This window comes from Longimicrobium sp., from assembly GCA_036389135.1.
In the GTDB taxonomy this organism is placed as follows: Bacteria; Gemmatimonadota; Gemmatimonadetes; order Longimicrobiales; family Longimicrobiaceae; genus Longimicrobium.
In genome coordinates this window covers 14,055-37,854 of sequence record DASVQP010000129.1, presented here as the reverse complement: position 1 = coordinate 37,854, position 23,800 = coordinate 14,055, and the positions used below count along the sequence as shown (strand labels likewise).

The 23,800-nt window shown below is 70.2% G+C and carries 17 protein-coding genes; 5 read left to right on the top strand and 12 right to left on the bottom strand.

Annotation, left to right across the window (positions count from 1 at the left end; translation table 11 throughout):
- The first annotated feature begins 647 nt into the window (after positions 1 to 647).
- From VF584_25555 to VF584_25545, 3 genes are all read left to right on the top strand, one after another.
- Positions 648 to 1,799 carry a P1 family peptidase gene (locus VF584_25555; GenBank protein HEX8213562.1) on the top strand — a complete coding sequence of 384 codons (1,152 nt, stop codon included), beginning with the start codon at positions 648 to 650 and terminating at the stop codon, positions 1,797 to 1,799.
- 162 nt (positions 1,800 to 1,961) lie between these two features.
- Complete coding sequence (locus tag VF584_25550) at positions 1,962 to 2,612, top strand: DUF4337 domain-containing protein (protein ID HEX8213561.1); 651 nt, start codon at positions 1,962 to 1,964, stop codon at positions 2,610 to 2,612.
- Between the two features lie 105 nt (positions 2,613 to 2,717).
- The gene (locus VF584_25545; GenBank protein HEX8213560.1) at positions 2,718 to 3,392 is read left to right on the top strand and encodes a hypothetical protein; all 675 of its coding nucleotides are present in this window, start codon (positions 2,718 to 2,720) and stop codon (positions 3,390 to 3,392) included.
- Between the two features lie 323 nt (positions 3,393 to 3,715).
- On the opposite strand, the gene VF584_25540 is transcribed toward VF584_25545, so the two are convergent.
- The 7 genes from VF584_25540 to VF584_25510 form a co-directional block, all read right to left on the bottom strand.
- Positions 3,716 to 5,602 carry a bifunctional homocysteine S-methyltransferase/methylenetetrahydrofolate reductase gene (locus VF584_25540; GenBank protein HEX8213559.1) on the bottom strand — a complete coding sequence of 629 codons (1,887 nt, stop codon included), beginning with the start codon at positions 5,600 to 5,602 and terminating at the stop codon, positions 3,716 to 3,718.
- Between the two features lie 113 nt (positions 5,603 to 5,715).
- Positions 5,716 to 6,147, bottom strand: coding sequence for a hypothetical protein (locus tag VF584_25535; protein HEX8213558.1), 432 nt, complete (start codon positions 6,145 to 6,147; stop codon positions 5,716 to 5,718).
- 177 nt (positions 6,148 to 6,324) lie between these two features.
- Positions 6,325 to 9,792, bottom strand: coding sequence for a methionine synthase (gene metH / locus VF584_25530; GenBank protein HEX8213557.1), 3,468 nt, complete (start codon positions 9,790 to 9,792; stop codon positions 6,325 to 6,327).
- 400 nt (positions 9,793 to 10,192) lie between these two features.
- Entirely contained in the window at positions 10,193 to 10,513 is a 321-nt protein-coding gene (locus VF584_25525; protein HEX8213556.1) for a hypothetical protein, read from the bottom strand.
- Complete coding sequence (gene ccsA / locus VF584_25520; protein ID HEX8213555.1) at positions 10,510 to 11,268, bottom strand: cytochrome c biogenesis protein CcsA; 759 nt, start codon at positions 11,266 to 11,268, stop codon at positions 10,510 to 10,512. The genes VF584_25525 and ccsA overlap by 4 nt, the downstream gene beginning before the upstream one ends.
- Complete coding sequence (locus VF584_25515) at positions 11,265 to 12,620, bottom strand: aminopeptidase P N-terminal domain-containing protein (GenBank protein HEX8213554.1); 1,356 nt, start codon at positions 12,618 to 12,620, stop codon at positions 11,265 to 11,267. Before VF584_25515 ends, ccsA begins: the two co-directional genes overlap by 4 nt.
- Positions 12,617 to 12,889, bottom strand: coding sequence for a NifU N-terminal domain-containing protein (locus VF584_25510; protein HEX8213553.1), 273 nt, complete (start codon positions 12,887 to 12,889; stop codon positions 12,617 to 12,619). The genes VF584_25515 and VF584_25510 overlap by 4 nt, the downstream gene beginning before the upstream one ends.
- Positions 12,890 to 13,074: 185 nt before the next feature.
- Here VF584_25510 and VF584_25505 point away from each other — a divergent pair, with 185 nt between their 5' ends.
- Complete coding sequence (locus VF584_25505) at positions 13,075 to 14,082, top strand: hypothetical protein (protein ID HEX8213552.1); 1,008 nt, start codon at positions 13,075 to 13,077, stop codon at positions 14,080 to 14,082.
- A gap of 241 nt (positions 14,083 to 14,323) precedes the next feature.
- Entirely contained in the window at positions 14,324 to 15,052 is a 729-nt protein-coding gene (locus VF584_25500) for a TerC family protein (GenBank protein HEX8213551.1), read from the top strand.
- Positions 15,053 to 15,252: 200 nt separating this feature from the next.
- Here VF584_25500 and VF584_25495 read toward each other — a convergent pair whose 3' ends face one another.
- The 5 genes from VF584_25495 to VF584_25475 all read right to left on the bottom strand — a co-directional run bounded on the left by VF584_25495 (position 15,253) and on the right by VF584_25475 (position 23,753).
- On the bottom strand, positions 15,253 to 15,840 hold the full coding sequence (locus VF584_25495) for a hypothetical protein (protein HEX8213550.1): 588 nt from the start codon (positions 15,838 to 15,840) through the stop codon (positions 15,253 to 15,255).
- Positions 15,841 to 15,893: 53 nt separating this feature from the next.
- A complete protein-coding gene (locus VF584_25490) occupies positions 15,894 to 17,528 on the bottom strand; it encodes a fibronectin type III domain-containing protein (protein HEX8213549.1) in 1,635 nt (544 codons plus the stop codon).
- A 115-nt stretch (positions 17,529 to 17,643) separates the two neighbouring features.
- The gene (locus VF584_25485; protein ID HEX8213548.1) at positions 17,644 to 20,400 is read right to left on the bottom strand and encodes a TonB-dependent receptor; all 2,757 of its coding nucleotides are present in this window, start codon (positions 20,398 to 20,400) and stop codon (positions 17,644 to 17,646) included.
- 335 nt (positions 20,401 to 20,735) lie between these two features.
- Complete coding sequence (locus VF584_25480) at positions 20,736 to 22,553, bottom strand: ATP-binding protein (protein ID HEX8213547.1); 1,818 nt, start codon at positions 22,551 to 22,553, stop codon at positions 20,736 to 20,738.
- Positions 22,554 to 22,955: 402 nt separating this feature from the next.
- Complete coding sequence (locus VF584_25475) at positions 22,956 to 23,753, bottom strand: response regulator transcription factor (protein HEX8213546.1); 798 nt, start codon at positions 23,751 to 23,753, stop codon at positions 22,956 to 22,958.
- Between the last annotated feature and the right edge of the window lie 47 nt (positions 23,754 to 23,800).

Sequence of the window (23,800 nt, the reverse complement as noted above, 5' to 3'; positions counted from 1 at the left end):
GCGCTTAGCTGAAAAGACGAGATGTCTGCCAGGAGCCTAAGAGCCGCTTCTTTGCGCGGCTCACCGCGCGCACGCGCGGCATCCGCGGCCGCGTACAACGATTTCGCGATCTCGTAAAACTCTAGGTCGCTTGCCGAAGCAACGGCCGCGTCCCACCCGGAATCGCGGAGGTCTTCGGGTCCGAGTTCAATGGGATGTACGGAGGACATAGGGGCGTGAGGGGTGGGCTCGGCTCCCGAAACCAGTACAGATTGGCTGTACCACCAGATTCAGTTGAGGAAGATCGCTTCCGCACCGTGTGCGGATAGAGCTGACCCTGCATGCAAATCGGCAATTGGGTCACCTCACGGGCGGTGGAACATACATACGGTCCCGCAGTCCACAATAGACCGCGCATGTTGGAGCGCAGCTCGAGCGCGTAGTGGGCTCCCGCGGAGCGCGCTGCACAGGGTTGGGTGCGCTCGAAGTCGATGGCATCTGACGCCGCGGACCCACGCCCCCTCTCTCGATAACAGAGGCGCAGCCTCTCCTGTTATCGGGAGAGGGGGCAGCGAGGAACGAGCGGGGGTGAGGGCCCGCCTTGACACCACGCCGCCCCCGGAGCAAGATGCGGCACACCCATCCGCCCCCGCATCCCTCCCGAGCCCGTGACCCGCTCCGCGCATGCCCTCGTACTGCTCCTGGCGCTGATGGGCGCCACTCCGTCATCCGCGCAGCGCCCGCGCGCCCGCGAAGCTGGGGTGGTGATCGGCATCCTCCCCACCGGGCCCGCCAACGCGATCACCGACGTCGAGGGGGTGCGCGTGGGGCAGGTGACGGTGAGCGAGGGCGATTCGGTGCGCACCGGCATCACCGCCATCCTGCCGCACGCGGGCAATCTCTTCCGTGAGCGCGTGCCGGCGGCGATCCACGTGGGGAACGGCTTCGGCAAGCTGCTGGGCTTCACGCAGGTGCGGGAGCTGGGCGAACTGGAGACGCCCATCCTGCTCACCTGCACCCTGTGCGTGTGGCGGGCGGCGGACGCGATGGCGGGGTGGCTCCTGGCGCAGCCCGGAATGGAGGACGTGCGCTCCATCAACCCCGTCGCGGGCGAGACCAACGACGGCACCCTCAACGACATCCGCGCGCGTCCCATCCGGCCGGAGCACGTGGTGCGCGCGCTGGAGAGCGCGTCCGCGGGGCCGGTGGAGGAGGGCTCCGTAGGCGCGGGCGCGGGGACGGTGGCGTTCGGGTGGAAGGGCGGCATCGGCACCAGCTCGCGCAGGCTGCCGGCGTCGCTGGGCGGCTACACGGTGGGCGTGCTGGTGCAGAGCAACTTCGGCGGCGTGCTGACCATCAACGGTGCGCCGGTGGGACGCGAGCTGGGGCGCTTCGCCTTCCAGCGCGAGCTGGCCGCCATCCCGCCCGTGCACGAGGACCGCGCGGACGGCAGCATCATGATCGTGCTGGCCACGGATGCGCCGGTGGACGCGCGCAACCTGGACCGCATCGCCCGCCGGGCCCTCAGCGGCCTCGCGCGGACGGGCGCCAGCATGACCAACGGATCCGGCGACTACGTGATCGCCTTCTCCACCGCCGCCACGGTGCGGCGCCGCGCAGGCACCACCCCCGCCGCCACCGCCGAGCTCCCCAACGACGCACTCTCCCCCATCTTCCAGGCCGCCGCCGAGGCCACGGAGGAGGCCATCCTCAACTCGCTCTTCCGCGCCACCACCGTCCGCTCCCGCGGCACCACTGTCGAGGCGCTCCCCCTGGACCGCACTCTCGAAATCCTCCGCCGCTACAACGCCGTGCGCTGAAACGCCGTTCCTCTGTGCCCTCGCTTTTACCCTCCGCGTCTCTGTGTGAAACCGCTGTTCGAGGGACTTGCGCATCACTCGGCAGCTTCCGATCTTGCTCCCGTGCTACTCTCCCGGGTAGCAAGAAACACAATCCGCAGAACGCCCCCCCAGGAGAACGCGATGGAAGCCACCGATGCCGCGGAGCTGATCAGCGAAATACGCGAGGAGATGCGCGAGGAGCGCGCCGAGCACGCCTCGGACGACCGCTTCCGCAACGTGACGGCGCTGGTCATCGCCATCATGGCCGTGCTGCTGGCGATCGCGACGCTGGGCGGAGGCAACGTGGGCGAGGACATGATCCACAACAACATCAAGGCGAGCGACACCTGGAGCTTCTACCAGGCCAAGAACGTGCGCCAGACCTCGTACCGCCTGGCCGTGGACGACCTGGAGACGATGCTGGCGCTGAGCCCGTCCCTCTCCCCAGAGGCGCGCGCGAAGGCAGAGGCCAAGATCGCGGCGTACAAGCAGACGATCGCGCGCTACGACGACGAGCCCGATGCCGCCGCGCCCAACGACCCCATGCGCGGCGAGGGGAAGAAGCAGCTCTCGGTGCAGGCCCGCAGCTACGAAGAGGCTCGCGAGCGCGCCGCGGAGCAGGACGCCAACTTCGACTACTCGGGCGTCCTCCTGCAGATCGCCATCGTGATGGGATCGGTCGCCATCCTGGCCAACTCGCGCAAGGTGCTCTGGTTCGCCGTCGCCATGGCGATGACGGGCACGGTGCTGATGGTGAACGGCTTTTACCTGTTCTTCCACCTCCCGCTCTGAGCCCCGGCCAGACCGACTTCACGCCGCCGCGCCTTGGCACACCGGGCGCGGCGGCGTAGCTTTGTCGTAGCACGTCGATCCGAACCCCAGCACCGGAGCTTCTCCATGCGCCACATCCTGTCCGCGGTCGCACTTCTCGCCTGCGCCACACCCGCGCTGGCGCAGCACAACCACGCTCCCGCGCAGCAGCAGGGCCACGCGCACGCCGCGGGGCACACGCACGGTGAAGGCGGGCAGCTCCCTGACGGGTGGAAGGCGCGCCCGGACCGAGCCAACTCGGACATGACCAAGCTGCACTTCATGCCGATGAGCGGCGGGTTCCACGCCATCACGGGCCCCGCGGCGATCCTCTACCGTCCGGCGGACCAGGCGCGCGGCGTGTACACCGTGCAGGCGCGCTTCAACCAGCGCAAGGCGCCCACGCACCCGGAGGCGTACGGCATCTTCTACGGCGGGCGCAACCTGGAGACCGGGACGGTGGAGTACTTCTACTTCCTGATTCGCGGCGACGGCAAGTACGCCGTGAAGCACCGCGCGGGCAGCGAGGTGCACGACATCCGCGACTGGACGGAGCACGCCGCGATCCGCAAGCAGGACCGCAACGGCCGCGCGAGCAACCTCGTCTCCGTCGCGGTGAACGCGACGGCGGTGACGCTCATCGTGAACGGCGCGCGCGTCGCGCAGTTCCCGCGCACCCAGATGAGCGCCACGGACGGCGTGCACGGCCTGCGCATCAACCACAACCTGGACGTGCTGGTCGACCGCATCTCGCGGCGGTAGGCCCTCACCCCCGGCTCGTTACACTCGCCTGCCCCCTCTCCCGATAACAGGAGAGGGCTCCGCCCTCTGTTATCGAGAGCGGGGGCCAGGAAAATACGCCCCTGCCACGGCATCCGTGGTAGGGGCGTGATTCATCACGCCCGTGCCCGACCTCGCTCCGCTGTCCGTTCCCAGCGCCGCAACCTCGTAGGGCCGCCCCGCGTGGCTGCCCGTGCCCCTCTCCGCGACGAACCCGCCGCCCCGCACCCATGCACGCAAACGCCCCTCCCCCAGGTAGTTATTGGGGGAGGGGCCGCGAGGTGACGAGCGGGGGAGGGGGCCCTCTACGCCGACACCGCCAGCGCCTCCGCCGCCCCGCGCCACCCGGGGATCGCCTCGAACACCCGGAGCGCGAGCGGCACGCGGCCGAACGGTGCGCTCACCTGCACCCCCTGGATGATCGGGAGCGAATCCCGCAGCATCTCCTGCGCGATCAGGGTGCCCTCCTCCACCGCGGCGTCCTTGCCGAGGTCGCTCGCGCGGCGCATGCGCTCCATGACCTCGGGCGGGACGACGACGCCGGGGACCTCGTTGGCGAGAAACTCGGCGTTGCGCGCGGAGACCAGCGGCCAGATCCCGGCGATGATCGGAATGCGGATCCCCTCCTTCTCGATGCGCGCCACGAACGACTCCAGCTGGCGCAGGTCGAAGACGGGCTGCGTGATGGCGTACTCCGCCCCCGCCTCCACCTTCCAGTAGAAGCGCCGCAGCTCGTGCTCCAGGTCCTCCGCGCCGGGGTTGACGCCCACGCCCAGGACGAAGGAGGTGGCGTCGCCCAGGACGTTGCCGCCGGGGTCGAGGCCGCGGTTGAGGCGCGCGGCGAGGTTGGTGAGGCCGATCGCGTCGATGTCGAAGACGGCCGTGGCGTCGGGGTACGGCCCCATCTTGGGCGGGTCGCCCGTGACGAAGAGCATGTTGCGCAGCCCAAGCGCCTGCGCCCCCAGCAGGTCCGAGAGCATCCCCAGCAGATTGCGGTCGCGGCAGGCGTAGTGGACCACCGCCTCCATACCCACCTGCTGCTGGATGAGGAGCGCCGTGGCCAGCGCGCCCATCCGCGACTGCGCGCGCGGGCCGTCCGGCACGTTGACGCCGTCCACGCCCGCCGCCTTCAGGAGGCGCACGCCGTCCAGCATCGGCGCCGGATTCACGCCGCGCGGCGGGACGATCTCCACCGTGGTCAGGAACTCGCCCGCGGCCAGCTTGCGGCCCCATTCCGAGCGCTCGGCCAGCGGCACCGGCTCCACGGCGCGGCTGTCGGGCTCGTGCGCGGCGGCGTGAACGCGCGTGGACTGCGCCGGGGCCAGCATGCGCAGCGCGCCCGCCATGCTGGCAATGTGCTCGGGTGTGGTGCCGCAGCAGCCGCCCACGAAGCGCACGCCTTTGCGGATGAGGCGCGCCGTGTACGTGGCCATGTACTCCGGCGACGCCATGTAGATGGTGCGCCCGTCCACGTCGCGCGGGAGGCCGGCGTTGGGCTGCATGATGAGCGGCCGCTCGGTGGCGGCGAGCATCTCGTCGGTGGCGGCGAGCATGGCGCTGGGGCCCACGCTGCAGTTGAGCCCCACCACCTCCGCCCCCCACCCGGCCAGCCGCTCGGCGAGCGTGGCGGCCTCGGTGCCGAAGGGGGTGCGCCCGTCCTCGCGGATCGTCATGTGCGCCACCACGGGGAGGTCGCAGACTTCCCGCACCGCCAGGATCGCCTGGTGGATCTCCTCCAGGTCCGCGAACGTCTCCAGGACGAAGAGGTCCACTCCGCCCTCGGCGAGCCCCTCCGCCTGCTCGCGAAAGATGGAGCGCGCCTCGTCGGCCGAGGTCGGGCCGAACGGCTCGATGCGCATCCCGAGCGGCCCCATGGCGCCGGCGACGAAGACGCGGTCGCCGGCGGCGCGGCGGGCGAGGCTGCCGGCGCAGGCGTTGATCTCGGCCGTGCGGTCCTCCAGGCCGTAGCGCGCCAGCTTGGCGCGGTTGGCGCCGTAGGTGTTCGTCTCCAGGATCTCGGCGCCCGCCTTGACGTAGGCGCGGTGCACGTCCGCCACCAGGTCGGGCTGGCTGGTGCACAGCTCGTCGTAGCAGCGGTTGATGTACACCCCCTTGGCGTACAGCATCGTCCCCATCGCCCCGTCGAAGAGGTGTGGGCGGCCGTCGGCCAGGAGCTCGCGGAAGTCGGGCATGGGCGTGGTTCGGTCCGTCTTTGAGTTTCAGCGGGGATAGTGCCAAGTCCTAAGTGCCAAGTGCTGAGTAACTGCGGTTACAGCACTTAGGACTCAGCACTTAGCACTTCCGTTTACATCACAATCGGCGTGGTCCCGAATACCGGAACCGCCCAAAGCACCCTGCCCTCACGATCGAAGCCGACCTCCGTGTCGCCGCGGCGGGCGCGGCAGGGGCCGGTGCGCTCCTTGTTGGCGTAGACCCAGCGCGTCGTGGTGCGGCCGTGGAGCCCGCCCAGCGTCTCCTCGACGGTGGGGCGCGGGGTGTTCGCGGGGAAGGCGTCGGCCAGGTGCCCAAGGTCGTTCTCGGTGCAGCGCTGCGGGTTCTTGCCCAGCCGCGCCGCCACGCTCGTGGAGTCGTCGCCCACGCGCACGCTGCCGGCGGCGCGCTCTCGCCCGCGGTCGCGAAAGAGGAGCACGCCCGCAAGTATCAGCACCCCCAGCGCGATGATGGCCGCGCTCACCATCCGGGAGCGCCCCCGGTTCGTCTTCAGCGCGCGATCCACGCTGTAGTTTGCCTTTGCGATTGCGACCTCCTCGCGCGTGGGCGCGGGGCTGTGGGGTGGCGTGCTACGGGTATCGGTGCCAGGTGCAGGCGGAATGCCAGAACTGCAGGGATGAAGGGATGAGGGATGAAGGGATGAACTGCACCCGGTGTCCCTCATCCCCCATCCCCCATCCCGTCATCCCGTTGAGAAGTACTTCGCCGCCGGATGGTGCACGACCAGCGCCGCCGTCGACTGCTCCGGGTCGAGCTGGAAGCCGGCGGTGAGGCCGACGCCGATCGACTCCTTGACCGGCAGGAGCTTGAAGAGGAGCTCGTGCTGCTCCACGTCGGGGCAGGCCGGGTAGCCCCACGAGTAGCGCAGGCCCCGCGGCTCGCCGATCCCCAGCTCCTGGCGGATGCGGCGGTTCACGAGCTCGGCCGCGCCCTCGGCGGTCTGCACGCTGAAGCCGTGCAGGTAGTAGCCCTCGCTGTAGTCCCCACCTTTCGTCTTGCGCTCGATGAAGTCCGCCGCGCGGTCGCCGCTCGTAACTACCTGGAGCGGGAGGACGTCCTGTGGGCCTTCGCCGTTCAGGGGGCGGAAGTAGTCCGCAAGGCACAGCTCCTCGCGGTCCTCCTGGCGCGGAAAGCCGAAGCGGCCCACCTCGCGCGTCCGGTCCTTGGGGTCGAACACGACCACCGCGTCGCCGTCGCGGCCGGCGGGGAAGTAGCCGTAGATGGCGCGCGGGCGGAGCCACCCCTGCGTGCGCGCCTCCAGCGCGTAGCGCACGAGGCGCGGCTCGAAGTCCTCGCGCACCAGGCGCTCCCACTCATCGCCCTTGAGGTTGCGGGCGCCCCACTGCATCCGGTACAGCGTGTTGCGGTCGATGCACTCCACCACGTCGTCCACGGGCAGGTTCTGCAGCACCTTCCACCCCCAGAACGGCGGCGTGGGAACGTCGGCCGCGCCCACGGCGGGGTTCTCGCGCGATGCGGGACGCTTCCCCTTCGCCGCCTCCTTCGCCGCGTTGTAGGCGGCGGAGCGGCGCAGCATCTCCTCGTTGTGCTCGACGATGAACTGCTCGCCGTTCTCGGCCATCAGGCTGTCCATCGTCGACAGCCCCTCGAAGGCGTCCTTGCAGTAGAACATCCCGGCCGGGAAGGGCTTGCCATCCTCCACCAGCGCCGCGCCGCGCACGAACGACGGGTTGATCGCCGCGCCGCCCACCAGCAGCGGATAGCGAAGGCCGCGCTTGTGCAGCTCCTGCGCGCACAGCGGCATCTGCTTCGATGTGCTCACCAGGAGCGCGGAAAGGCCGATGGCGTCCGCGCCCACCTCCTGCGCCTTCTCGATGATGGTGTTGACCGGTACCTGCTTGCCGAGGTCGTACACGGTGTAGCCGTTGTTGGTCAGGATGGTGTTCACCAGGCTCTTGCCGATGTCGTGCACGTCGCCGTACACGGTTGCAAGCACCACCTTTCCCTTCGTCTGCCCCTCCGCCTTCTCCAGGTAGTTCTCCAGCCGCGCCACGGCGCGCTTCATCGCCTCCGCGCTCTGCAGCACGAAGGGAAGGATCAGCTCGCCCGCGCCGAACTTGTCGCCCACCTCCTTCATCGCGGGAAGCAGGACGTCGTTGAGCACCGGCACCGCGCCGAACTTCTCCACCGCACGGTCGATCCACTCCTCGATCCCTTCCTTTTTGCGGTGCAGGATCTTCCAGTGCAGCGCCTCCTCCGGCTCCATCCCCGCCGTGGGATCGACGCTGGACTCCTGCTCGACCGTGCTGTTCTCGTAGAAGGCGATGAACGCCGCCAGCGGGTCGTGCTCCGCGGTGCGCCGGTCGAAGATCAGGTCGTCGGCCAGCCTGCGCTCCGCGTCCGGGATCTCGAAGTACGGCTTGACGTGCGCGGGGTTGATGATGGCCGTATCCAGCCCCGCCTGCACGCAGTGGTGCAGGAAGACGGAGTTGAGCACCCCGCGCGCCGCCGGCGACAGCCCGAACGACACGTTCGACACGCCCAGCGTGGTCAGCACGCCCGGGAGCGCCTCCTTGATCGCCCTGATCCCCTCGATGGTCTCCGCCGCCGATTTGCGGAACTCCTCGTCGCCGGTGGCGAGGGTAAAGGTCAGCGCGTCGAAGATCAGGTCGCTGGGGTGCAGCCCGTACTCGCCCACGGCGATCGCGTGGATCTTGCGCGCGGCCTCCAGCTTCGTCTCGCGCGTCTTGCACATCCCGCCCAGGTCGCGGTCGATGGTCAGCGCGATCACCGCCGCCCCGTGCGCCGCCACCGACGGCAGCACCGCGTCGCACCGCTCGCGCCCGTTCTCCAGGTTGATGGAGTTGACGATGGCGCGCCCCGGCGACTGCTTCAGCGCCGCCTCGATCACCGGCGCCTCCGTGGAGTCGATGCACAGCGGCGCGTCCACGCCCTGCGAGAGGAGCTTGACGACGGTGCGCATCTGGTCGTCCTCGTCGGCGCGCTCCGTCAGCGCCACGCACACGTCCAGCACGTGCGCGCCGCTCTCCGTCTGGTCGCGGGCCACGTCCAGGATGCCGTCGTAGTCGTCGCCCAGCAGGAGGCGCTTGACCTTGCGGCTCCCCTGCGAGTTGACCCGCTCGCCGATCATCGTCGGCGCCGGCTCCTGGATCAGGTCCGTCGCGCGGATGCCGGAGGAGAGGCGCGGCACGAACGCGGCCTCGCTCACCCGCGGCTTCGCGCCGCCCACGCGCGCCACCAGCTCGCGGATGTGCTCGGGCGTCGTGCCGCAGCACCCGCCCACGACGCGCACGCCGTGCTCGTTCACGAACTCGGCGAGCTGCTCGGCGAAGGGGACGGGCTCCAGCGGGTACACGGCCACGCCGCCGTCGTTGTGCGGGATCCCGGCGTTGGGGATGCACGAGACGGGGAGGCGCGCGTTCTCGCCCAGGAAGCGGATCGGCTGGCGCATGTGCTCGGGGCCGGTGGAGCAGTTGAGCCCCACCACGTCCACCCGCAGCGACTCCAGCGTCACCATGGCCGCGCCGATGTCGGTGCCCAGCAGCATCCGGCCGCTGGTGTCCAGCGTCACCTGCACCTGCAGCGCGACGGGCCGGCTCGCCTCGCGGATGGCGGCGCGGCACCCGAAGATGGCGGCCTTCACCTCCAGGATGTCCTGCGAGGTCTCCACCAGCAGCACGTCCACCCCGCCCTCGATCAGCGCCGCGGCCTGCTCCTGGAAGACGGGCGCGAGCTCGTCGAAGGTGATGTTCCCCAGCGTGGGGTCGCTCGCCGACGGCAGGAAGCCGCTGGGGCCGATGGAGCCGGCCACGAAGCGCGGCTTCTCCGGCGTGGAGAAGCGGTCCGCCACGCGCCGGGCGAGCGAGGCGGCGGCGACGTTGATTTCGCGCACGCGCTCCTGCAGGCCGTACTCGCGCAGCGTGATGCGGTTGGAGCGAAAGGTGTCCGTCTCCAGCACGTCCGCGCCCGCTTCCATGAACGAGGCGTGGATCTCCTCGATGACGTTCGGCTTGGAGATGACGAGGTAGTCGTTGCACCCCTCCAGCCTCTCGCCGCCGAAGTCCTCCGGGGTCAGGTTGTAGCGCTGGACCGAGGTCCCCATCGCCCCGTCGAAGACGAGGACGCGCTGGTCGAGTGCTGCGAGATATGGCGGGCGAAGCTGCTGCATGCGTGATTTCCAGAGAAACAAAGGCCCCGCGGCTCTCTTGGAGTGCGGGGCACGGCATACCAGAACGGGCTACCGGAGATCCCGACTCTTTAGCGTTTTTTTAGGTGGTCGCAAGCGGTCGCGGCAAATTCATCCACCGCACGCAGTTGGCGTGCAACGCGCAATCTACACCGATCTGTCGTGAGCGCAAGGCGTTGGCGCGCATGAATCCCGCGGACACCGGGGGATGAATCCCGCGGACACCGGGGGATGAATCCCCCGGCTGGAACTACGGGAAGACCGCTGAAGCGGTCTCGTGCGCGGCCGGGCGTGCGGTCACCCCACATTCTGTCATCCTGAGTTGTCGCCGGGCTCGCGGGCAATCACCAGGTTGCGGATCATGGGCGTCGCGGTGGGATGGTCAGATGTCCTGATCGAGCCGCCGGATGCCGCGGGCGACTCTCCCCAGCGCCGCACCCGATCTGAGCAGATAGCCGACGATCCCGATCCAGACCAGGACGATCAGGGCGAAAACGGGCCAGAACTCCCTCAGGGTTCGCGGCGGGGGCGCCTGCTGCGGGAGGCCGGATCCCTGCCGGGCGTATGGCACCGCGGGTTGACGCTCAGCCCGCGCTTCGTTCGTGCGGGCTGACGCTGCGTCCGGAGTCGCCAGGCCGCGAGCGTCCACCGGCACGAGGAGGGTGAGGACGAGAGCGACGGATGCGATCGCGTGCCGCATCATCGGCCGCCTCCCGCGGGAGAGGAGCGATGCCGCTCTCCGGCACGACGGGGGTGCTCGAGGAGCTCGATGTGCCGCTTCAGCCGCTCGTACTCGTAGCGGTAGAGCAACAGCCCGAAGTAGAAGAGGGTGAAGGCCAGCACGCACGCCAGGATCGTGCGGGTGATCTCCGGATCGGCGGTGGGGCCTTCCGGGTTCATCATCACCGGCTTGGGATGCTGCGTCCGGAACCAGTAGACGCTCATGTGGATCAGCGGAAGATCGACCGCGCCGATCAGCGCCGTGATGGCGGCGAGCCGCTTCCCGGTGTCGGGATTCGCGGTGGCGTCGCGCAGCATGAAGTACCCGATCCAGAGCAGCCAGAGGATCAGGGTGAAAGACAGGCGCGCGTCCCACACCCACCATGCGCCCCACGCGATCTTCGCCCAGAGCGGGCCGGCCACGAGTGTCGCCGTCAGGAAGAGGAATCCCGTCTCCGCCGCGGCCACCGCCATCGCGTCCAGCCGCTCGTCGCGAAGCAGCAGATAGCCCAGCGAGCAGAGAGCGAGCAGACCGTATCCGAACTCGCCCAGCCACGCGGTGGGAATGTGGATGTAGTAGATCCGCTGAATGACCCCCATCTCACGCTCGGTGGGAGCATAGAAGAAGACCATCCAAAGCGCTCCGACGACGCCCGCGCCACCGAGAGCAATGAGGATGGTTCCCCACCGGCGAACGGTCGCGCTCGCGGCGGGATCGAACGATGAGGTCGGGTTCATGGGGATCCCTCCGACGGGTCGGGAGGCGCTATGGCCTGCCCGACCAGCGCCTCGATCTGATTCGGATACACGGGGACGCCGCGGGTGATGACCTCGTGGCCCTCGTCCGTGACGATCACGTCGTCCTCGATGCGCACGCCGACCCCGCGCAGCCGCTCCGGCACGTCGTCGGCGGCGGGGATGTAGAGGCCGGGCTCCACGGTGAGCACCATCCCCGGCTCCAGAGCGACGGGCGAGCCGTCCGGTTTGGCGTAGGCGCCCACGTCGTGCACGTCCAGCCCCAGGAAGTGCGAGGTCTGGTGCATGAAGAAGCGCTGGTGCCCCTTGGCCTCGATCACCTCCTCCGCCGTGCCCGTCATCAGCCCCAGATCGATCATCCCCTGCACCAGCACCCCGAGCGCCGCCTGGTGGATGGCGGAGAACGGCGCGCCGGGCCGGATCGCCGCGATGGCCGCCTCCTCCGCCGCCAGCACGATTTCGTACACCTCGCGCTGCGCGGGCGTGAAGCGGCCGTTGACGGGGAAGGTGCGCGTGATGTCCGAGCAGTAGAGCCCCAGCGCGGCCCCCGCGTCGATCAGCACCAGGTCGCCGTCCTCGGTGCGGCGGGAGTTGTCGTGGTAGTGCAGGACGGTGGCGTTGGTCCCGCTCCCCACGATGCTGGGGAAGGCGGTTTCGGCCGTCGGCCCGGCCGCGCGAAACGTGGACTCGACGATCGCCTCCAGCTCCCATTCGCCGATCCCCGGACGGGCGCCGCGCATGGCTGTGGCGTGCGCGCGCGCCGCGATCTCGGCCGCGGCACGAATCCGCTCCAGCTCGGCGGGCTCCTTGATCATCCGCATCCGGTCCAGCACGACGGCGGGGTCGCGCACCTCGGCGGGGCCCTTGCCGGTGCGCGGGCGGGTGCGCCGGAAGCCGCGGAGCAGGCCCGTCACGCGTCCGTCCATCTCCGCGTCCGAGCCGAGCGCGTAGACGATGCCGTCCGCGGGCTCCACCAGCGCCTTGAGCCGCTCGTCCAGCTCTTTCATCGGGTACGCGGCGGTGGCGGCGAAGTGCTCGCGTGCGCCCTCGGGACCGGCGCGGGGGCCATCCCACGCCTCGCGCTCGGGATTGCGCTCGCGCACGAAGAGCGTCAGCCGGTGCTCGGCGTCGTGCGGCGTCAGCACGGCGACGGCGCCCGGCTCCGCGAAGCCCGTGAGGTAGAAGAGGTCGCTGTCCGGCCGGTAGCGGACGGAGGTGTCGCGCGACTTCACCAGCTCCGGGAGCGCCACCAGGATCGCCACCCCGCCGCCGATCCCCTCCAGGAAGCGCTCCCTCCGGCGGCGGTACGTCTCCGCGTCGAAACCGGCCGTCACAGCGTCTCGCGCAACGCGGCCTGCACCCGCGGCGCCAGATTCGCCCACGTCGCCTCGTCGTCCTTGGTGACGGTGACGAAGTCGGCCACGATGAAGATGGAGGCCACCCCTGGTTCCGCCATCAGCCGCGCCGCGATCGCGTTGTCCTTTGCCTCCCCGGCCGTATCGAAGGTGAGGCCGCTGCGCCCCTCCACCAGGGTGCGGCCCACCGTGAACTTGCCCGCGTTGGGATTGGGCGTCTCCTCGAACTTCACCTTTGCCTTCGCCATCCACTGCTCCACGGGTAAGGGTCAGTTGGAAAGCATAGGCCGCGCCGCCGCGGGACGCAACGAATGAGGCGCCTCGCCGGGGCGGCGGGGGCGTGTTAGCTTGGCGCCCGGCCACACAACCATTCAGGCGGACGGGGGTACGCACGGGGCAAGCTCCGCGCGCCGGCCGTCCTCTTTCGCACACGATGTCGAAGCACTTCCCTGCCCTGATCGCCTGCGCGCTGGCCGCGGCCCCGCTCGCGGCGCAGACCGTTCCACCCGCGGACAGCACCCGGCCCGCGGCGCCAGCGCCGTCACCCGCTCCCCCGCTCGCGGCACCCGCCCGGCCGCCGCTGGTGAACCCGTGCAGCGTGCGCCCTATCGAGCGCCTGGGCCGCAACCCGACGCCTTCCGAGCTTCGCTGCCGCTACAACGCGCGCGGGCCGGGGCGCTTCGGGTTGCTGTCGTACCTGGACGTGCCCGTCTACCAGCCCGCCACCCCGCTCCCAGGCACGCACGTCGTGGGCGTCCCCGGGATGCCGCACCCCGACCCGGGCGAGAGCTACGAGCACTGGGAGTGGCGGATCCTGCGCACCGTCTTCGGCGGCGAGGTGCGCCGCACGTACCGGGAGATGGAGCTGCTGGACCCTATCTTCGCGTCGAAGCTGCGGCGGATGGAGCAGGCGCTGGCCGCGCGCGGCGTGCGCATCCGCCGCCGCGAGACGTGGAGGGCGCCGCAGCGGCAGGCGTGGCTCTTTCAGCAGGGGCGCAGCCGGCCCGGCTTCTTCGCCACCAGCACCCTCACCTCATGGCACTGCCGCGTGGACCGGCTGGGCCGCGCCGCCGCCCGCGCCGCCGACTACGATGTCGCGCCCTCGCAGATGCCCGCCTTCCACCGCGCCGCCGCCGAGATGGGCCTGGAGAGCTACGGCGCAGACTCCAACGACCCCGGCCACGTCTACCTCCCCGACACCGACGCCGCGGCGGGCTTGGAGCTCGCCGTCCTGCGGCTGATCCCGCGCGTCCCCCACGTCACCCTCGCCACCGGCCGCCCCGACGGCGAGCTGCAGCCGCTCGGCGCCCTCGCCCGCTGGCGCCACCTGACGCAGATCTTCATCTCCGAGCCGTTCTCGCCGCTGCCCGTCACCGATCCGGTGCGTACGCTGGTGCCGGCCGTGCGCGCCCTCCCCAGCCGTCCGCCGCGCGGCACGTAACCAGAACTGCAACTGCATGGCTCACACAGAGACACAGAGCCACCGAGAGAACCGCAAAAGGTTTTCTCCGTGGCTTTCAGTTCCTTCTGTGGCCTCTGTGTGATGCTTTTCTCTGTTGTTTCAGCGTCCGGCGCTGTTCCGCCGGGCTACTCGCGAAAACTGGAGGCTGAGGTATACTGTGGGACATCACCCGGCCAGAGTACACCGCTCCGGCCTGTAACCTCCTGTCCCGCTCCGTACTATGGAATGGCTGTTCTCGGGCGAAGCACTGATTGCACTCGCCACGCTGTCACTCCTCGAGATCGTTCTCGGGATCGACAATCTCGTCTTCCTGACGATCCTCTCGGGCAAGCTGCCCCCGGAGCAGCAGCCGCGGGCACGGAAGATCGGGCTCGGGCTCGCGCTCGGAATGCGGGTGGCGCTTCTCCTCGTCATCACTTGGATCATCGGGCTCACCCGGCCTCTCTTCACCGTACTCGGCCAGGAGATCTCGGGCCGCGATCTCATCCTGCTGATCGGCGGACTGTTCCTGCTCGCAAAGAGCACCACCGAGATCCACCACAAGCTGGAAGGCGAGTCGGCGGGAAAGTCCGCCGGCGCGCGTGCCACCTTTGGTGCGGTGATCGCCCAGATCGTGATCATGGACCTCATCTTCTCGCTGGACAGCGTGATCACGGCCGTGGGAATGGCGGACGACATCCGCGTGATGATCATCGCGGTTGTGATCGCGATGGGCGTGATGCTCGCCTTCGCGGAGCCCCTCGGGCGGTTCGTGGAGGCACACCCCACCATCCAGATGCTCGCACTCTCGTTCCTGCTCCTGATCGGCTTCACGCTGATCGCTGAAGCGTTGGAGATGCACGTATCGAAGGGGAGCATCTACTTCGCGATGGGATTCTCTGTCTTCGTGGAGGTTCTGAACCTGAAATTCTCGAAACGGGGAAAGCCGGTAAACCTGAACGACGGCTGAACCCGCACCTCCAGACGGCGATCGCGCGGAGTGGGGATTTGAGTAGAGCGAGCGTCGAGGTGGGGGCGAGGGCGGGCAGACACGCAGGTCTGCGCGTACCGGATTCGCGCGAAGGCGCAGAGGTCGAGGCGGGACGGAGGGTGGGCGCGATAAATCGCGCCCCTACCTGGCACTTGCGCGCAATGCGGTGTTCCGCCCCTTCACAACCCGTTCGCGTACCCCACCATCTTGTACCGCCCCCCGCGCTCGATCACCGTCCCGAACCACCGGTCCTCCCCGCCGTCCGCCAAGCGCACCGTGCACCGCTCCCACAGCCGGTTCTCGCCCTCCACGACAGGTTGATCCTCACAGGCGTGGCCGCGGAAGCCCGCATCCGCGCCGCCGCGACGGCGGAGGAGGCGCACGATGCCTTTTTCGCTGTTCATCCGCATCTGGAACCAGAGCAGCGCGGGATCGGTGCGGAGCGGCGGGCGGGCGAAGCGGCTCGTCGGGAAGTACAGGTAGGCGAACTCCGCACGGTTCAGGAGCAGCGTGCGGAGCTCCGCCGTGTCCTGCTTTTCCACCGCGCGAACGAAGCGGCGCACCAGTTCGTCGCGGGAAGATGCGCCGCTGGTGAGGGAGTCCACCTCCGGCAGACCGGCGCGGAAGCGGCGCATCGCCTCCTCGGGCGGGAAGATGCTGTCGACGACGGCTGGTGCCGATGATTGAGCGGCGGGCGGTGCCGCGGGTGCGTCGGGGGCGCAGGCGGCGAGAGCGAGGATGGCGGTCAGCAGGATGGTGGATCTCATCGTGTCGGTAAAAAGGGCAGCCGGCGCGGCGTAGCGCCGACTGCCGTGGTGGCTCAGTTGCGAGAGTAGGTCGTCCAGTTCGCCCACCACCTAGCGCCGGTCGGGTCGGCGGCGCCGCGGTAGGATGTGCCGGTCACGGCGGTGCCCGCCTTCGTGGCGAGCGTGCCGGCGAAGGTGGCGAGGCCGCCCGTGCGCGCCGGCGAGGCGGTGGAGGGCTGCCAATCGAGGCCGGCGGTGCCGAGCGACACGTCGAACGTGCCGAAGAGTGAGGCGGTGGCGGACGTAGAGGTCGTGATCGCGTTCGCCGCCGAGTCGAGGGCGAAGCGGCCGCTGCCGGACTCGAACAGGGTGCCGTTCTCCGCCGCCAGGACGTTGCGGATCGCCAGGTCGCCCGCGGTGATGCGGTCGTTGGTGGCCGCGTCGCGGATGGCGAGGGCGGCGCCCGGCCAGCGCGCGATGATCCCGTTCACGTAGAAGCCGCCCGCGCCTCGCCGCAGCACCGCGCCGAACCCGCCCGCCGCCGGCACCACGCCCGGACCCGTGCCGATCATGGTGAAGTTGGCGAAGACCGGGATGGTGTGCGGCTGCGAGCTCTGGCCCGCGATGCAGTTGGCCCCGCTGCACCCGTCCACCTCGAACCCCTGCGGGTCGGTGGAGCTGTTCCCCGATCCGGCGCGCGGCGTCAGAATTGTGCTCTGCAGCGCGATCAGGAACTGGTTGCGCCCCACGAACCCTTCCGAGGCGTCGAAGTGGTCGTCGCCCGATTCGTAGGAGACGAGGTACTTGGCGTCCACCGCGCCGCCGAACCACTCGAACGAGTCGTCGAGCCCCGCCATCGTCTGCACGTAGTTGATGCGCGTCCCGCTGCCGACCGCGGCGAGGGTGAGCGAGTTCAGCTCCGCGTCCGGCACGGGGCCGAAGCCCGCGAACTCGATGCGCACGTAGCGCAGCTCGCCGCTGTCGTCGGCGTTGCTGGTGCCGCCGGCGTAGGTGACCGCCACGTTGCTGCCGCCGGTGTTGGAGCCCTCCAGGATCACCGGATCGCCGCGGTTGATGACGCCGTTCCCCACCAGGATCAGCCCGCCCCAGTCGCCCGGCTGGCGCTGCCCCGCCGCGCGGCGCGAGGTGAAGACGATCGGCCGCGCCTCGGTGCCCACCGCCTGGATCCTGGCGCCGCGCAGCACGAAGAGCGCCGAGTTGGCGTTCCCCTCGATGCGCGTGCCGGCATCGATGGTCAGCGTGGCGCCGTTGGCCACGTGCACCCAGTTGTTGAGGATGTACAGCGAGTCCGCGTGGAGCCGGCGGTTGCTGGTGATGTCGGACGAGAGCGTCACCTCGGGACGGTTGCTGGTCGCAACCGTCGTCTCGGGGCCGAAGTCGCTGCGCTCGCTCCCGTTGAGCGCCGCCACCCGGTAGCGGTAGCTGGTCTCGGGAAGGAGCCCCGTGTCGTCGTACGTCACGGTCTGCACGGTCGCGACCCTGGTCCACTCGGTGGAGGTGCCGGTCGCACGCTCCACGTCGTAGCCGGTCGCGTCCGGCACCGCGTTGAAGCTCACGCGCACCGACGACGGGCCGGTGGGCGTGGCCACGAGCCCGGTGGGGGCGAAGAGCTCCTCGTTCGTGGGGCTGCCGTCGCACGCGGCGACGAGCGCCAGGGCGGCCAACCACCTGCGGGATGCTGCGATCATTGCGCTTTTCTGCTCGGGTTTAAGAAGATCCGGCGGCGCCTTCGCAGCGCCGCCGGAATCCTAGCGGGGCGACGTATCCGCCCCGCGCATGCCCTGTCGCGATCGCGTCACGGGGTCATCGCTTCAGCGTCGCCCCCACGCTTAGCGTGCGTCCGAAGCGGTGGTACTCGCGCACCAGGTCGCCCTGGCGCACCTCGTACGGCTCGTCCAGCAGGTTGCGCGCGTCCACCTTGGCTTCCACGCCGCCGGCGACCGGGAAGCGGAGCGAGAGATCGAGCACGTGGCGCGGCAGCTCGTACACGTCCGGGAGCGGAGCCTCGGCCGCGCTCACGATGCGCCGGCCCGCCACGTTGAAGAGGAGGGTGGCGCTGGTGCCGCCGTCCGCGTACGTCACGCCGGTGTTCAGCACGTAGGGCGACTGCCCCACCATCGGGCGCAGGTCGCTCGTCTTGCTGCTCAGCGAGTCGCCGATCTCGATGCGGCTGCGCATCAGCGTCGCGTTTGCGAACACCGTCAGCGGCTCCAGCGTCTCGGAGAGCATGCCGAGGTCGGTGCGCATCTCCGTCTCCAGGCCGTAGTTGGTGGCCTGGCGCGCGTTCACGAAGGTCACGACCGGCGTGCCGGAGGTGGCGAGATAGACGCGCTCGATGGGGTCGTGGAAGCGCTTGGCGAAGAGGCCGAAGCTCAGCAGCTGCCCGCTCCCCGGGTACCACTCCCAGCGCGCGTCGGCGTTGTCGATGAGGGCGCGGCGCAGATCCGGGTTGCCACGTACGCTCTCGCCACCCAGCACCTCGCGGTACAGCACCGGCGCCAGCTCGCGGTACTCGGGGCGGCTCAGGGTGCGCGTGAGGGAGAAGCGCAGGTTCTGCACGTCCGTGAGCGACACGTTCACCGCCGCGCTCGGCAGGACGTCCGTGTAGCTGGGGCGCGAAGTCACCGCCGCGCCGCTGGTGGGCGCCGCGTTCAGCACCACTTCGGACCTCTCCAACCGCGCGCCGCCGATGAAGCGCACGTTCTCCATCAGCGCCAGCTCCACCATCCCGAACCCGCTCGCCAGCCGGTCCTCGGCGTCGTACGAGCCGCCCGCGCCCAGCGGCGTCACGTTGAAGATGCGGCTCCCCGGCGCCGTGTAGCGCCCGTCGAAGATTTCCTCCGGCCGCGCCTGCCGCTGCTCGCGCGTGAGCGTGCCGAGCGCGGAGATGCTGTACGCGTGGTTGTCCGCCTCGCGGTCCGTGGCGCGGTAGAGCCCGCCGACCTTGATGCGATGGCGGCCGATCTCGCGCTGGAAGTTGGCTCCGCCCTCGAGGCTCGTCTCGCGCAGGTCGCTGAAGGTGCGCACCGCCCCCTCGTTGCTCCCGCCGAACCAGGCCGGAGCCAGCTCCACGCCCGTGGCCGGGTCGCGCTCGCGGGCGTACACGATCTCCGACCGGTCCGGCTCCACCCGCTCCACGCCGCTCGAGGTGAACGACCAGTCCACGCGGTTGCGCCCGGCGATCAGGTACTCGCCCGAGAGCTGGTTGCTGCGCACGCTGCGCTCCACGTAGCGGAGGCGCTCGATGTCCAGCGGCAGGTTGGCGTTGATGCGCTCGGTGAACCCGCTCTCGCGCCGCGCCTCGTTGTCCGCGCCGCGGTTGTACGAGTTGTTGAGCGACACGCGCCCCGCCGTCCCCAGCTTCGTGCTCAGGTTTAAGAGGCCGCCCCACAGCACGCTGGTGCGCCCCGTAGTCCCCGCGAACTGCGACTCGATCTGCGGACGCGCATCCTGCCCCGCGATCACGGTGGCGCGGATCTGCTCCTGCGATGCCTCCGTGGCGCGCGTGTAGGTGCCGGACGCCAGGTAGCCCACGTCGCGCCCGAAAATCCCCCGCGTGCCGCCCAGCGAGAAGCCGCTGGAGAGGTTGGGGAGCTCGCTGGCCGGTCGCGCGCTCCACGTGTTGCGGAACGAGCCGGCGATCCGCGTCATGTCGTCGCGGGTGAGGTTGGCGAAGCTGCCGGCGCCGCGCACCATGAACGGCACCTCGCGCGAGCGCCCGCCGAAGGCCAGCCACTCGTTCCCCGCGCTCGGCGCGAAGGGCAGGGTGCGCGCCGTGCCCACCGTGTTGTAGGCGGAGGCAAAGGAAAAGGTGAACGTCGAGCGCGCCGGGAACTCGCGAGTGCGGATGTTCACCTGCGCGCCGCTGAAGTCGCCCGGCTGGTCCGGCGTGAAGGTCTTGGAAGTGGTGATGGACTGGAGGAGCCCCGCCGGGAAGAGGTCGAGCGGCACCACCTTTCGCTCCGGCTCCGGGCTGGGAATGCGGGCGCCGTTCAGCGAAGTGGTCGTATAGCGCTCGCCCAGCCCGCGCACGAAGACGTACTTGCCGTCCTGCACCGTCACCCCGCTCACCCGCTGCACCGCCTGCGCGGCATCCGAGTCCGGGCTCCTGGCGATCTGCTCCGAGGTTACGCTGTTGACCACGCCGACCGCCGTGCGCTGATCGTCCAGCGCCCGCGCGACGCTCCCCCGCTCGCGCGCCGCCGTTACCGTAATCCCGCCGAGCGACACCGCCTGCGCCGTCAGCGAGATGTCGAGCGTCACGGCGCCGCTGGCACCCACCTGCACCCCCGTCACCGTCTTGGTCGCGTGGCCGATGTGTGACGCGGCGACGCTGTACGTACCGCTCGGCAAACCGCGGATCACGAACGTCCCATCCACGCCTGTAACGGCGCTGCGCACGGGCTGCACGATCACGGCGACGCGCGCCCCGGCGACGGGCTGCCCGGTGGCTGCATCCACCACCCGCCCCCCGATTCGCCCCGCCTGCGCGGCGGCTGCGCTGGGGAGGAGGGCCAAAAGAAACACTGCGAGTGCGGTCCTCAGGGATCGGCTCGGCATTCGTCACGTACTCCGTTGAAGAAGGGCCGGCGCGCGCGCCGGCCTCGGCGTATCGTGACGATAGCCGTGCTTCACATCGGAAGGAGATTCGGAGGGTCACCGTCCCGTCACGAACCGGGAACAGGGAGGCCCGGCATCCGAAAACCCGGGGGCTGAAGCCCCCGGCTGGAACCACGGGAAGACGGCTGAAGCCGTCTCGAGTGCCGCCGGCCGCGGTGCATGCCCGTGACACGGGCGCGAGGTTCCGCCCCCTCTCCTGATAACGGCGAGGGCGCAGCCCTCTCCCGTTATCGGGAGAGGGGGCCGCGAGGAACGAGCGGGGGTGAGGGCCTCCCTCACCGCGCCGCAGCCCGCTCCACCTCCCGGTCGTGCATCTCCTCCTCCACCACGTCCGGCGCGGGAAGGAGGAAGCGGATGGTGGTGCCGCGGCCGGGGGTGCTCTCGGCGTCCACGGTGCCGCCGTGGGCTTCGACGAGGTGCTTGACGATGGCCAGCCCCAGCCCGGTGCCGCCTTCCTCGCGCGAGCGGGCGGCGTCGGCGCGGTAGAAGCGCTCAAAGATGCGGGGGAGGTGCGTGGCGGCGATGCCGGCGCCGTTGTCCGCGACGGAGACCTGGATCCACTCGTGCCGGTCGCCGCGCTGGCTGGCGGCCTGGCCGGCGCAGCGCGCGCTCACCTCGATGCGCCCACCCTCGGGAACGTAGCGGATCGCGTTGCCCACCAGGTTCGACAGGATCTGGCGGAGCGCGGCGGGGTCCGCGAAGACGAACTCGTACTCCGGCGGCACGTCGGTCAGGAACAGGACGCGCTTCTCGTCCATCTGCGCGCGGCCAGGGGCGATCGCCTCGTGCGCCGTCTCGGTGATGGAGACGATCTCCGGCTCCACCCGGAAGCCGCCACTCTCGATGCGCGACAGGTCCAGCAGGTCGTCCACGATGCGCTGCAGGCGGTCCGCGTTGGCCTTCACCGTCTCCGCGAACTGGCGGCGCAGCGCGGGAGGGAGGTCCTCGTCCAGCAGCGTCTCGCTGAAGCCGCGGATGGCGGTCAGCGGCGTCTTGAGCTCGTGCGATGCGTTGGCCACGAAGTCGCGGCGCACGTCTTCCAGCCGGCGGAGGGCGGAAACGTCCAGGAACACCATCACCGCGCCGCCGCCGGGGAGCGGTTGCGCGGTGGCCAGCAGGCTGCGCCCGTCCTGCATCAGCTCCGCGGGCCGCACCTGCGCGCCCTCCAGCACCCGCCGCACCACGTCCAGGAAGGCCGGCCGGCGCGCCACCTCCTGCGGGGAGAGGCCGCGCGGGTCGCCCACCAGGTTGAAGATGCGGCGCGCCGCCGGGTTGGTGCGCCGCACGTGCCCCTCGGCGTCCAACGCGATCACCCCCTCGGCCATGGAATCGATCAGCGCCTGCATCTCCGCGCGCTCGCCCTCCAGCTGGCGGAGGCGGCGCTGGAGCTCGCCGGCCAGCATGTCCAGCGCGTCGGCCAGTTCGCCCAGCTCGTCGCGCCGGCCGAGCTTGGCGCGCCGCGCGAGGTCGCCGGCGGCCATGGCGCGCGCCGCCCTCACGATCTGCCGCAGCGGCTGCGTGATGGCGATGGAGAAGCCCAGCGAGAGGAGCCCCGCCAGCACCAGCGCCACCAGACCCACGCCAAAGATCCCGCGCTGCACCCGCGCCACCGCCGCGTACATCTCGCTGAGCGGGTCCGCGATGCGGATGACGTTGCCGTCCGCCGCCTGCAGCGCCATGTAGAGCTGCTCGTCGCCCAGCGAGCTGCTGAGCCGCACCGCGACGCCTATCTGATCGCGCCCCTGCCGTGCGCTGCGGATCTCCGGGCGGTCGGAGTGATTCTCCAGCCGCCGGATTCCCGCCGCATCCACCTCCGAATCGCCCAGCACCCGCCCGTCCGGCGCGACGATGGTGACGCGCCGGCTGCTGAGCGCGCCGAGCCAGTCCGCCACCGCGTCCGGGTGCGCGGCGGGCCGGGTGGCGTACAGCGCGCGCGCCAGGAACAGCTCCCGCCGCAGATCCGCGGAGAGCCGTTCGGTGAGGTGCGTGCGCAGCGTGGAGCCCACCCCCAGCGTGAGCGCCACCACGACCGCCGCGATCAGCGCCAGGTACGAAAGGAAGAGCTTCTGGTCCGCCCTCAGCCGCAGCGTCATTCAGTCATCCAGGCACGGAAAGTCTCACGCAGAGGCGCACGAACGCAAAGAACGCATTATCGACGAGAAGCCCCAATTTCCTGAACGAAGCGCCTCACGGTACCCTGCCCCACGCTGATCTTCGAGAGCGCGTAGTGAAGGAGACGGACTCTGCCGCGCATCGCGATCCAGCCCATGTTCGGTAGCCGGTGGTCTGCCCCAACTGCTCTTTGGCTGAACCGCGGTGCCCTGGCGGAGCCCGTTACTGCAGGCGCCTGAACATTGGAGGTGTGGTGTGATGCGGCAGAGCCCGTCTCCTTCACTCCGCGCCACACGATCGCGCATGCCCGAAGTACGGCGCAGCGCTCCGTTCAGGAAGTGGGGTTCTCTCTGTGCCTCTGTGTCTCCGTGTGAGATCGCAGTTCAGCGGACCGGAGGCTCGGTGCGGAAACGATAGCCGAAGCCGCGCACCGTCTCGATCCAGTCCGCCTCGTCGCCCAGCTTGTTGCGCAGCCGCTGCACGTGCATGTCCACCGTGCGCGTGGCGATGTTGGCGGTCACCTCCCAGACGGCTTCCAGGAGCTGCCGGCGCGTCTGCACTCGGCCGCGGCGCTCCATTAGGGTCAGGAGGAGGCGGTACTCGGTGGGCGTCAGCTCCAGCGGCAGGCCGCTGACCTCGGCGCGCGCGGCACCGGAATCGACCGAGAAGGGGCCCACGCGCACCACCTTGCCCCCCCGCCCCACCGGCGGCGCCTGCTGCACCCGCCGCAGCACCGCGCCCACGCGCAGGATCAGCTCCTGCGGCGAGAAAGGCTTGGCCACGTAATCGTCCGCCCCCTGCCGCAGCCCCTGGATGCGGTCCTGCTCCTCGCGCCGGGCGGTCAGCAGGATGACGGGAATGTCCAGCGTCTCCGGGCGGCGGCGCAGCTCCTCCAGCACCTGGAGGCCGCTCATGCCGGGGAGCATCAGGTCGAGGACGATCAGGTCCGGGCGCTCCACCTCGGCCGCGCGGATCGCCTCCGGGCCCGTGGATGCGGTGCGGACGCGGTACGACTCGCGCGCCAGGTGGTACGCCACGAGCGCCGAGATGTCGGGCTCGTCGTCCACCACCAGGATGTGTGCGTTCAGCGGCTTCACGGCCTCGGCCTTGTCGTGGCTGGGCAGTCCCACGAAGTCGGGGAGCCCGCGGGCAAGATGAGGCTTCCAGGAAGCGGTCGGCAAGGTTCACCTCCATAGGGGAGCACGACACGTGCATCGTCCCGTGGAGT